The organism is Bacillus sp. GMs2/2 (assembly GCF_050172095.1).
GTDB classification, from domain to species: domain Bacteria; phylum Bacillota; class Bacilli; order Bacillales; family Bacillaceae_G; genus Bacillus_A; species Bacillus_A cereus.
This window is the reverse complement of the sequence record NZ_JBNLYE010000019.1, coordinates 26,258-39,396: the sequence shown is the minus strand read 5'-3', so window position 1 is coordinate 39,396 and position 13,139 is coordinate 26,258. Positions and strand designations below refer to the sequence as shown.

Sequence of the window (13,139 nt, the reverse complement as noted above, 5' to 3'; positions counted from 1 at the left end):
TATATATGCTATTTTTGATAAATTAAAATAGTAATATTCTATGAGATTTATATTGTTGACATTGGGATTTCAACGATACATTTTCGTAGGTCGGATTGTTGCGAGTGGATATATATTGCTATGTATTCGGCTACTAAATGAAAGGGTTACTGAAATGAAGTAGGCGGATAGCAAGTATATAGAAAGGAGAAAGGTAGAAAATATGAAGCAAGTATTGAAGTGTTTTAATGTCGTAACAATGATCACGCTTCTTCTATCCATCATATTGCCTTCGCCCAGTGCTTTTGCTACAGAGATAAATAAAAAAAGCTGGGATGAGTTACAAGGAAATGATGTGAAAATTAAGGCAGAGCAAGTGAATGCTGAAATGTATAAGGGAGAAGTAGCGGAGAGGGAGCACGTATTTCAATATAAGATTGAAAATACGGGAGATACACCAATCCGAGAATTAGTAATTAAACAAAATAATGACAATGGAATTGAGTTTCTTTCGCAATCTGTGAAAGTAAACGGAGAGAAGTTACTTGAAAATAAGGTAGCGGATTTCTATGTAGAGGAAAAAGATAATGGAGGAAAGGTTCTTTCTTCTAATCTTAAAATTCAAGATTTAAAATCACATGAAAAAATGACTGTATTAATAAAAGCTCGTCGTGCGCAACATTTTAATAAAGAGTATAAGCAGAAAATTAGTGTGCAAAAGGATCAACTACAAATAGGAAACATGTCTGTAGATGTTGAAGGGCTTCCTTCTGAAGAGAAGTTAGAAGCTAATACCGATGATGAGGCTGACAGTAGTAAGAAAGCTATCGGATCAACAACTGATTCAAAAACTAAAGAAGTGGATGGGAAATTAAAAGTATCTGTAGAAGATAAAAATACATCTACACAAAAAACAGAAATAGAGAAGGTAAAACAACCTGAAGCTGAGAAGCAACTAGAAAAAGAGGAAAAGCAATCACCTTTAGCAGTAAAGCAGAGTGATGCAGAAGTACAAGCTGCATCAGAAAATGCTTCGAAGGTTCAAATCCAAACAGGAGATAAACAAGGATTTGGAGACCCGTTGTATTCTACAATTGCTCCTGGTAATTTAGTACAGACTGGTAATGTGACGCTTGGTTTGACATCTGATCATTATGGCAGACAAAGTATGGGTTATAAAACGAATAAAATGACGGTTGATGTTGATAATGATGATAGTACTTTTAATTCGTCAACAGGTGCATTTCCTAACATTCCTGCTGGAAGTAAAGTGAAAAAGGCGTATTTGTTTTGGACAGCTGCTATGGGGACTCCGAGTGATGCAAGGACAGATTATAGAGTTAGCGATGAAGATGTAAGACAACCCGTTAAAATGAAGATGGGAAATAAGCAATACGCTGAAGTAAGTGCTGATAGTATACGAAAAGCGGATTCTTTACCGTATATTGCAAATCACTATGGCAGTGGTGCAGGATACGTAGCGTATGCAGATGTAACAAATGTAATTGCACAGCAAGGTATTTCTCAAACGGTGACAGTTGCAAATGTGCCACAAATTAAATTTGAAAAAGGTAGTGGCTATTACTGGGGTAACTGGAATCTTATATTAGTTTATGAAAACTATAAAGAAACAGTAAAAGACATGAAGATTTGGGAAGGGCTAGTCTCTCAAAAAAGTACAGCTTGGACAGATATTAGTGTTAATAAAATAAACACACCAAAAGAAGGCGCTTTTAAGGCGAAATTTAGTTATTTTTCATCGCAAGGTGATCCAGCTGATAATGATGGATATGCCTATGATTATGGAGAGTATGATTTTGGGTTAGGGTATCAAAAGTTTAAAAATATTAAAGGTAAAGATAATGATGTTAATGACTCATCTATGACAGAAGTACAAGTAGATGGTACTAACGAATTTGTTACGAAAAAATACCCAGGATATAATCCAGATTGGACAAATTCTTTCAGTACAGATATTCATACGTATCACCTTGAAGGACCCACTCAAGTGAAAAATGATTTAAAAGAAGCAAAAATGCGTTTTAGAGCATATGGTGGTGGCGGTGATATTTACGTATTAAATAACGCTACATTCGTTACAGAACATAATGCTCCAAACTTACAAGTTGATAAAAAGGCATTAGATAGTGCCGGAAAAGAAATTAAGGACGTTAAAGCTGGTGAAGAGTTTACGTATCAAATTGAAGTGAAAAATGATACGAAAAATAACCAAGCGCCGGTATCAAATGTAAAAGGTTTTGATAAATTAGATGATCGTTTAGAGTATGTTCCAGGGTCTATTCAATATGTTTCTGGAAGTAATAAAGGAAATAAAACAGATAATGCAAGCGATGATGAAGCAGAGTTTGTAAATAATCAAATTGATTTCCGTGTTGGTGAAGGTGCAGATGCTAAAAACGGTGGTGTTTTAAAGCCGGGTGAAAGTACCGTTATTACATTCAAAGTAAAAGTGAAAGATTCTGTACAATCAGATACAACAGTAAAAAATGTCGTTGTTGTAAAGGGACAAGATAGTGCCGAGATAAAGTATGAAACTGAGGACGATGCAAATGTTACGGTTACTACCCCAAAAGAAGTTCCAGGGGAAATAGAGGCGAGAAAAATAGCTTCTAATAAAACACCGAAGTTAGGTGATGAGGTAGAGTATCGTATTACATTTAAAAATAAGATAAAAGATGGACGTCTAGATGTATTGACGATTGAAGACGAATTACCAAGTAGTCTTGAATACGTGAAAGATAGTTTGAAAGCCGAAGGTGTAAAACCAGAGCCAGTAGAGCTGAAGTTTGAAAATGGCAAAGTAATTGCAAAGTATCCAGAAATTATGGATATGGAAGAAAGAAGTATCGTCTTTAAAACAAAAGTAAAAGAAACTGCAAAAATTGGTGAAGAAATTGTTAACAAAGCAACCGTTAGTGATAAAACAAATCCACCAAAGGATCTAGAAGAGAAGATTACACCACAGCATAAGGCCGGTAAAATTGATGCAAAGAAAAAAGCAACAAATAAGAAGCCGAAGCTAGGAGAAGAATTTGAATATCAAATTAGCTTTAAAAATACGGTGGAAAACGGAAAACTAGATGCAATTACAATAGAAGATGAAATTCCAGCTAACTTAGAATTTGTTCAAGGCAGTGAGAGAGCTGAAGGTACTGAACCAAATCCAGTAGAGTTAAAAGTAGAGAATGGTAAGATAATCGCAAAATATCCAGAAATTACGGATACAAAAGAGCGAAGCATCGCCTTTAAAGTGAAAGTAAAAGAAGAGGCAAAAGCAGGAGAAACGATTGTTAATAAAGCGGTTGTGAGTGAGCCAAATGGACAGTCTGAGTATCCAGAAGAAAAGATTACGCCGGATTATAAATACGGTAAAGTGGATGTAGAAAAAAACGTAACGAATCAAACACCAAAACTAGGAGAAGAAGTGGAATACCGAATTACATTTTATAATACGGTAGAAAACGGAAAACTAGAAACGGTGTTAGTAGAAGATACACTACCTAAAGGTGTTGAATACGTGAAAGATAGTTTGAAAGCTGAAGGTATAAAACCAGAGCCAGTAGAACTAAAAGTGGAAGATGGCAAAGTAATGGCAAAGTATCCAGAGATTATGGATACAGAAAAAAGAAGTATTGTTTTTAAAGTGAAAGTAAAAGATTCGGCAAAGGTAGGGGAGGCAATTGTAAATAAAGCAATTGCAAAAGATCCGAAAAATGAGCCTGTTGAATCGAAGGTTGTTATTACACCGCAAAGTAAAAAAGGTGAAATTGCTGCTACAAAGGTAGTTAATAATAAGAAGCCGAAGTTAGGTGAAGAAATCGAGTACCGCATTAGTTTTCATAATACGGTTGAGAACGGAAAACTAGAAACGGTGCGAGTGGAAGATACAATTCCAAAAGGTCTTGAATATGTAGAAAATAGCATCAAGGCCGAAGGAGAAGCACCTGGACCAGTAGAATTAGCTGTTGAAAATGGGATAGTCAAAGCTAAGTATATCGATATTATGGATATGAAAGAAAGAAGTATCGTCTTTAAAGTAAAGGTGAAGGAAGAAGTAAAAGTAGATAAAGAGATTGTCAATAAAGCAATTGTTGATGATACGAAAAATCCACCGATTGAACCGGAGGAAAGAATTACTCCGCAACATAAGGATGGAATAATTGATTCGAAGAAGACAGTAGATAATCCATCACCAAAACTAGGAGAAGAAGTAGAATACCGAATTAGCTTTAAGAACACGGTAGAAAACGGAAAACTAGAAAAGGTAATAATAGAGGATACAATTCCTAACGGTTTAGAGTATGTAAAAGGCAGTGAAAAGGCTGAAGGTGATAAACCAGCTCCATTAAAGTTAAGTGTGAAAGATGGAAAAGTTATTGCTGAATACGACAATATTACGGATATGAAAGAAAGAAGTATTGTCTTTAAGGTAAAGGTGAAGGAAGAAGCGGAAGTGGGGAAGGAAATCATCAATAAGGCAATTGTTGATGATATGAAAGATCCGAAAGAACCAGAAGCGAAAATTACACCATTACACAAAGATGGAAAAATTAAAGCGAAGAAAATCGTAAATAATGAAACACCGAAGTTAGGAGAAGAAGTAGAATACCGAATTAGTATGAAAAATACGGTAAAGAACGGAAAGCTAACAGACGTGACAGTAGAGGATACTTTACCAGAAGGTTTAGAGTATGTAGAAAATAGTTTGAAAGCAGAAGGTGCCGGAATAGATTCAGTAGAGCTGAAATTTGAAAACGGTAAAGTAATGGCAAAATATCCAGAAATTACGGATACAGAAGAAAGAAGTATCGTTTTTAAAGTGAAAGTAAAAGAAGAAGTAAAAGTCGGTAAAAAAATCATTAATAAAGCAACTATTGATGATTCGCAAAATAAGCCAGTTAATCCGACAGCGGAAATTATTCCTCAGTATAAAGATGGAAAACTTGAAGCAAAAAAGATAGTAAATAATGAAACGCCGAAGTTAGGAGAAGAAGTGGAATACCGAATTAGCTTTAAAAATACGGTAGAACATGGAAAGCTAACAGAGGTAAAAATAGAAGATGATTTACCAAATGGATTAGAGTATGTGAAAGATAGTTTAAAAGTAGAAGGTTCTAAGCCAGATCCAGTGGAATTAAAATTTGAAAACGGTAAGGTAATGGCAAAGTATCCTGAGATTACAGATACAAAAGAGAGAAGTATTACCTTTAAAGTGAAAGTAAAAGGTAAAGTGAGCGATTCAATTGTTAATGAAGCGATTGTGAGCGATACGAAACATCCGCCAGAAACACCGACAGCAGAAATTATTCCGCAACATAAAGACGGAAAAGTGAAAGCGAAGAAGACGGTAAATAATGAAACGCCGAAGTTAGGAGAAGAAGTAGAATACCGAATTAGTTTTAAAAACACGGTAGAAGGCGGAAAACTAGCAGAGGTAAAAATAGAAGATACTTTACCAGAAGGTTTAGAGTATGTAGAAAACAGTGTGAAAGCAGAAGGTACTAAGCCAGATCCAGTAGAATTGAAAATGGAAAATGGTAAGGTAATGGCGAAGTATCCAGAGATTACGGACACAGAAGAAAGAAGTATCACTTTTAAAGTGAAAGTAAAGGAAGAAGTGAAAGTCGGTAAAAAAATCGTCAACAAAGCAATTGTTGATGATACGAAAAATGAACCAGAAACACCGACGGCAGAAATTACTCCGCAGCATAAAGACGGAAAAGTGGAAGCGAAGAAGACGGTAAATAATGAAACGCCGAAGTTAGGAGAAGAAGTAGAATACCGAATTAGTTTTAAAAACACGGTAGAAAACGGAAAGCTAGCAGAGGTAAAAATAGAAGACGATTTACCAAATGGATTAGAGTATGTGAAAGATAGTTTACGAGCGGAAGGTACTAAGCCGGATCCAGTAGAACTGAAAGTGAAAGATGGAAAAGTAATCGCCAAATATCCAGAGATTACGGATACAGAAGAAAGAAGTATCGTCTTTAAAGCGAAAGTAAAAGAAGAATTTAAAGTTGGTGAAGGTCTTGTCAATAAAGTAGTTGTTGATGATACAAAAGATCCAACAACTTCAGAAGTAACAATTATGCCAGAATATAAAGACGGTAAGCTTAAAGCAGAGAAATTTGTAAACAATAAAAAACCGAAATTAGGAGAAGAAATAGAATACCGAATTAGTTTTAAAAATACGGTAGAAAACGGAAAACTAGTAGAGGTTAAAGTAGAAGATGAAATTCCAGCTGGATTAGAGTATGTAGAAAACAGTTTACAAGCAGAAGGATCTAAGCCTAGTCCGGTAGAATTGAAATTTGAAAACGGTAAGGTAATGGCAAAGTATCTAGAAATTACGGATACAAAAGAAAGAAGTATTATCTTTAAAGTGAGAGTAAAAGAAGAGGCAGAAATAGGCAAGGAGATTGTTAATAAAGCAATCGTAGTAGATACAAAAAATGAGCCCGAAGAGCCTCATGTGGAAATTACTCCGCAATATAAAGATGGTAAAATTGCTGCGCAGAAAGTGGCGAATAATCATAAACCGAAACTAGGAGAAGAAGTAGAATACCGAATTAGTTTTAAAAACACGGTAGAAAACGGAAAACTAGCAGAGGTAAATATAAAGGATGCATTACCAAATGGTTTAGAGTATGTGGAAGGCAGTATCACGGCAGAAGGTTCTAAACCGAAACCAGTAGAGCTACATGTGAAAAATAATAAGGTAATGGCAAAGTATCCAGAAATTACAGATACAGAGGAAAGAAGCATTGTCTTTAAAGCAAAGGTAAAAGAAAGCGTAAAAGTGGGAGAAGAAATCGTAAATGAGGCAATTGTAGATGATACAAAGAATCTGCCAGAAGAGCCTTATGTACCGATTACACCACAATATAAAGATGGGAAAATTGAGGCAAGAAAAGAAGTAAGTAACCATGAACCGAAGTTAGGTGAGGAAATCGAATATCGAATTATTTTTAATAACACGGTGAAAGATGGAAAACTAGCAGAGGTAAAAATAGAAGATAAAATTCCAGCTGGATTAGAGTTTGTAGAAGGAAGCGAAAAAGCTGAAGGTGAAGAGCCAAAACCAGTGGAGTTGAAAGTAGAAAATGGTAAGGTAATGGCAAAGTATTCAGAGATTATGGATACGCAAGAAAGAAGTATTGTCTTTAAAGTGAAGGTAAAAGATTCGGTTACAATAGGGAAGGACATTACAAATAAAGCGATTATCCATGTTGATGATCCGAACCATCCAGTAATTGATCCGACAGCAAAAATTACACCACAATATAAAGATGGTAAAATTGCTGCTCATAAAAAGGTGAATAATCATAAACCGAAGCTAGGTGAAGAAATCGAATATCGAATTTCATTTAATAATACGGTGAAAGATGGAAAACTGGCAGAGGTTAAAATTGAGGATGAAATTCCGTTTGGTTTAGAGTATGTGAAAGATAGTCTAAAAGCAGAAGGTGATAAGCCGGCCCCAGTAGAGTTGAAAGAAGAAGCTGGTAAGGTTAGTGCGAAGTATGAAAATATCACTGACATGAAAGAAAGAAGCATTATCTTTAAAGTGAAGGTGAAAGATTCTGTTGAAGTGGACAAGGCAATTGTAAATAAAGCAATTGTTGATGATACAAAAAATCCACCAGAGCGACCAGAAGTAGATATTACACCGCAGCATAAAGATGGTAAATTTAAAGCTGATAAAAAGGTAAGTAAAAAAGATCCAAAGCTAGGAGAAGAAGTAGAGTACCGAATTAGTTTTAAAAATACGGTAGAAAACGGAAAACTAGCAGAAGTGAAAATTGAGGATCAACTACCAAATGGATTAGAGTATGTGAAGGATAGTTTAAAAGCAGAAGGTAATGAACCCAATCCGGTAGAGTTAAAAGAAGAAGCTGGAAAAATTACAGCGAAGTATGAAAATATTACTGATACAGCTGAGCGTAGCATTATATTTAAGGTAAAAGTAACAGAAGCAGTAAAAGTCGGGAAGAAAATCGTGAATACGGCAATTGTGGATGATGATAATCCGAAGAATCCTCCGCAAAAACCAGAAGCGATTATTACACCGGAGTATAAGAATGGAAAAATAAAAGCTGAGAAAACAGTAAATAACCCAGCTCCAAAATTAGGAGAAGAAGTAGAGTATCGAATTACGTTCCGTAACGTAGTTGAGCACGGAAAATTAGCGAAGGTGAAAATTAAGGATGAATTACCAAACAGTTTAGAGTTTGTAGAAGGTAGCGAAAGAGCTGAGGGGGATAATCCAAAACCGTTGCATGTAAAAGTGAAAAACGGCATAGTACTCGCAGAATATCCAGAAATTACGGATACGAAAGAAAGAAGTATCGTCTTTAAAGCAAAAGTGAAAGAAAAAGCTAAAATTGGCGAAGCGATTGTGAATACGGCGGTTGTGGAAGATACTATAAATCCACCAGAGAAACCGAATGTCGCGATACAACCTCAACATAAAGAGGGTGTATTACAAGCTGAAAAGACAGTGAGTAACCATGAACCGAAGTTAGGAGAAGAAGTAGAATATCGAATTAGTTTTGAAAATACGGTAGAAAACGGCAAACTAACTGAGGTGAAAGTAGAGGACGAAATTCCAGCTGGTTTAGAATACGTACAGGATAGTATAAAGTCTGATGGGCCGGAACCAAATCCAGTAGAACTTAAAGTTGAGAATGGAAAAGTAACAGCAAAGTATCCAGAAATTACGGATACGAAAAAAAGAAGTATCATCTTTAAAGTGAAAGTACAAGAAACGGTACAAGTAGGAAAAGAAATTATAAACAAGGCGGTTGTGGATGATAATAATCCGACAAATCCACCAGTTGAGTCACTTATACCAATTACACCTCAATATAAAGATGGGAAACTAGAGGCAAGGAAAGAAGTAAGTAACCATGAACCAAAGCTAGGGGAAGAAATCGAATATCGAATTACTTTTAACGGCACAGTAGATGGCGGGAAGTTAGTTGATGTAAAGATTGAAGATGAAATTCCGTCTGGTTTAGAGTATGTGAAAGAAAGTCTGGAGGCCGTAGGTGATAAGCCTGTGCCAACAGAACTTAAAGTCGAGAATGGAAAAGTAACAGTGAAGTATCCAGAAATTACGGATACGAAAGAAAGAAGTATCATCTTTAAAGTAAAGGTAAAAGAATCAGTAAAAGTTGGAGAGGAAATAACAAATAAAGCGATCATTTATGTAGATGATCCAGATCATCCAGTTATGGAACCGACAGCGACAATAAAGCCAGAATATAAAGATGGTAAGTTAAAAGCGACGAAGACAGTAAATAATAAAGAACCGAAGCTAGGAGAAGAAGTAGAATACCGAATTAGTTTCAAAAATACGGTAGAAAACGGCAAACTAGCAGAGGTAAAGGTAGAAGATGAAATTCCAGCCGGTTTAGAGTACGTGCAAGATAGCATTAGATTTGAAGGGGCTGAACCAAATCCAATAGAGTTAAAAATGGAGTTTGGAAAAGTAATAGCAAAGTATCTAGAAATTACAGATACGAAAGAACGTAGTATTATTTTTAAAGTGAAGGTAAAAGCAGCACCAAGTAAAGGGATAACAAATAGAGCGGTAGTGGACGATAAAATAAATCCACCACTTGAGCCTACAGTTACAATTTTACCGAAAACAAAAGAAGATCTTAAGATACCAGAAGAGCCGAAGGAACCAGAAGATCCGAAAGAACCGAAGGAACCAGAAGTGAAACCGGAAGATCCGAAAGAACCGAAGGAACCAGAAGTGAAGCCGGAAGATCCGAAAGAACCGAAAGAACCAGAAGTGAAGCCGGAAGATCCGAAAGAACCGAAAGAACCAGAAGTGAAGCCGGAAGATCCGAAAGAACCGAAGGAACCAGAAGTGAAGCCGGAAGATCCGAAAGAACCGAAGGAACCAGAAGTGAAGCCAGAAGATCCGAAAGAACCGAAGGAACCAGAAGTGAAACCGGAGGAACCGAAAGAACCAAAAGAACCAGAAGTGAAACCGGAGGAACCGAAAGAACCAAAAGAACCAGAAGTGAAACCAGAGGAACCGAAAGAGCCGAAGGAACCAGAAGTGAAACCGGAGGAACCGAAAGAGCCGAAGGAACCAGAAGTGAAACCGGAGGAACCGAAAGATCTGAAGAAACCAGAAGTGAAACCGGAAGTAAGACTGGAAAAGTTAATTAAAGAACCGCAAGCAAAAGTAGAAAAAGAATTACCGAAAACAGGGGCAGCACATTCATGGATGATGTCAGTTGGTGCGGGAATTTCATTCTTAGTTGGCGGAGTATTATTCGTATTAGGTAGAAGAAGAAAACAATAATTTTTTAGACGAAAAGCACACTGAATTCGATAGTTTATTGGACTCAGTGTGCTTTTATGTTATATAAAAGGAAAGCTCCTTCCACGTATGGAAGGAGCTTTATTTTTGCATATTAAAACATACTTGAGCTATGCATCGGTTGAAGTTTTGCATTTGGATCGAAGTAAGCTTTTGCATTGTTTACTGCTGTCGGTGCTTCGCCAAATCCACAAGCGATAAGTTTTACTTTTCCTTCATATGTACAAATGTCACCAGCAGCGTAAATGCCAGGAATATTTGTTTCCATTTTTGAATTTACAAGGATGCTGTTTTTTTGTATATCTAAGCCCCAGTTTTTAATTGGGCCAAGAGAAGAAACGAAGCCGTAGTTTACGATTACGTCATCAACATCGATGATAATTTTTTCCTCCGTTTTTACATGTTGAAGAACGACTTGTTCAATCTTGTCATCACCAATGAGTTCTACTGGAACGTATGGTGTACTTACTTCTGCACGAGAATTCATTAAGCTTTCTACGCTATGTTCATGCGCACGGAATTTATCACGACGATGAACGATTGTAACTTTTTCAGCAATCGGTTCTAACATCATTGTCCAGTCTACTGCTGAGTCACCACCGCCAAATACTACGACGCGCTTACCAGCAAATTTATTCATATCATCAACGAAATAATGTAAGTTTTTCTTTTCGTATTTCGCTGTACCTTCTAATTCTAAGCGGCGTGGTTGGAAAGCACCATTGCCAGCAGTAATGATAACTGATTTAGAATAGTGAGTTTGCTTATTCGTAACAAGTTTAAATATACCGTCAGCTTGTTTCTCAAGCGTATCGACAGCTTCTTCTAAACAAACAGTTGGGTCAAATTTCTTCATTTGCTCTTTTAAGTTATCAACTAATTCTTGTGCGCGTACTTTTGGAAATCCAGCCACATCATAAATGTATTTTTCAGGGTAGAGTGCGGATAATTGTCCGCCAAGTTGAGGTAAGCTTTCAATGATTTTTACACTTGCTTGTCTCATACCGCCATAAAATGCTGTGAACAGTCCCGTTGGACCACCACCAATAATTGTTATGTCGTAAACTTTTTGATTTTCTGCCACTTTCATTCCCCCTATAGATGGAATTTTGATATTGATTTCATATATTGTTCATATGTACATGAAAATCCTGCAAATGATGACACTTTCAAATAAATGATAGCATATTTGAGTTCATAATACTTCTGAAAACGACTGAATTGTGTGTAAGTTTTCGCATAGGTTCTTTTTTATTGTATAAAATATACAGAAAGGAAAATACATGAAAAAAAGGCTAAAAAACCCTTGAAAACGCTATGTTATTTTAAAATATTGATAATTCTCCAGACGCTTGAATTCTGGAATAAAACCGACTAATATAGGGAAGTATTATGTTAAATTTCTATGACAAAATTCGTACGATTTTTTGACTGCGTTTTGTTATGATATAGAATGTGATAAATTCCACATTCTTGACAAATAGAGTTTTTAGTACTTGGTATTATTTTTCATTACTATTATATAAAGAAAAGGGTTGTGATTTGGTGAAGACTCCAAAAATCGTAGTTTTAGGTGCAGGTTATGGCGGGATGATTACGACTGTTCGTCTGCAAAAAGCATTATCTGTAAATGAAGCTGAAATTACGCTAGTAAACAACAACAGCTATCACTACCAAGCGACTTGGTTACACGAGAGCGCAGCTGGTACATTACAAGATGAAAAAATCTGTCTAGATATTCAAGACGTTATTGATACAAATAAAGTGAACTTTGTACAAGACACAGTAGTAGAAATTAAAGCTGCTGAAAAACGTATTATCTTAAAAGACGGCGAGTTAGAGTATGACTACTTAGTAATCGGTCTTGGTTTCGAATCAGAAACATTCGGAATTACAGGATTAAAAGAGCATGCATTCTCAATCGCTAACATTAATGCAACTCGTGAAATTCGTGAGCATATGGAAGCTAGTTTCGCTAAATATGCAGATGAAAAGCGCGATGAGTTAGTAACAATCGTTGTTGGTGGTGCTGGATTTACTGGTATCGAGTACGTAGGTGAGCTTGCAAACCGTGTTCCTGAACTTTGCAAAGAGTATAATGTACCACGTGAAAAAGCACGTATCATCTGTGTAGAAGCTGCTCCAACAGCACTTCCAGGTTTCGATCCAGCGTTAGTAGAATACGCTGTAAAACAACTTGAGAAAAAAGGTGTAGAATTCCGCATCGGTACAGCAATTAAAGAAGCAACTGAAGAAGGTATTATCGTTGCGAATGGCGATGACACTGAATTAATTAAGTCTGAAACAGTAGTTTGGGCTGCAGGTGTTCGTGGTAATGGTATTGTGGAAGAGTCTGGCTTTGAAGCAATGCGCGGGCGTGTAAAAGTTGATGAGTACATGCACGCTCCAGGATACGAAGATGTATTCATGGTTGGTGACGCAGCGTTAATCATTAATGAAGAAATTAACCGTCCTTACCCACCAACAGCACAAATTGCAATTCAACAAGGTTACAATATTGCACACAACTTAACTGTATTAGTTCGTGGCAAGGGCGAAATGAAGAAATTCGCATTCGATAATAAAGGATCTGTATGTTCTTTAGGTCATGACGATGCAATGGGCGTTGTTATGGGTAAAAAGTTAACAGGTTGGAAAGCTTCCTTCATGAAGAAAGTAATCGATAACCGTTACCTATTCTTATTAGGTGGACCTTTATTAGTTCTTAAAAAAGGTAAATTAAAGTTCTTTTAATATATAGTAGAAAAAGCAGAAACGGCTAAGAGCTGTTTCTGCT

Annotated in this window: 3 protein-coding genes; 2 read left to right on the top strand and 1 reads right to left on the bottom strand. The window is 36.4% G+C overall.

What is annotated here, in order from left to right; genetic code table 11:
• Positions 1–202 precede the first annotated feature (202 nt).
• Positions 203–10,324: an isopeptide-forming domain-containing fimbrial protein gene (locus ACQGS6_RS05505; RefSeq protein WP_426964950.1), complete on the top strand. Its 10,122-nt coding sequence runs from the start codon at positions 203–205 to the stop codon at positions 10,322–10,324.
• A 112-nt stretch (positions 10,325–10,436) separates the two neighbouring features.
• On the opposite strand, the gene ACQGS6_RS05500 is transcribed toward ACQGS6_RS05505, so the two are convergent.
• On the bottom strand, positions 10,437–11,426 hold the full coding sequence (locus tag ACQGS6_RS05500) for an NAD(P)/FAD-dependent oxidoreductase (protein ID WP_000829788.1): 990 nt from the start codon (positions 11,424–11,426) through the stop codon (positions 10,437–10,439).
• 461 nt (positions 11,427–11,887) lie between these two features.
• On the opposite strand from ACQGS6_RS05500, the gene ACQGS6_RS05495 reads away from it, so the two are divergent.
• Positions 11,888–13,096, top strand: a complete 1,209-nt coding sequence (locus tag ACQGS6_RS05495) for an NAD(P)/FAD-dependent oxidoreductase (RefSeq protein ID WP_263697949.1) — start codon at positions 11,888–11,890, stop codon at positions 13,094–13,096.
• Positions 13,097–13,139 lie beyond the last annotated feature (43 nt).

Excerpts from the sequence above, each read along its gene's own strand:
- ACQGS6_RS05505 (WP_426964950.1), top strand. The coding sequence starts at position 203 with ATGAAGCAAGTATTGAAGTGTTTTAATGTCGTAACAATGATCACGCTT.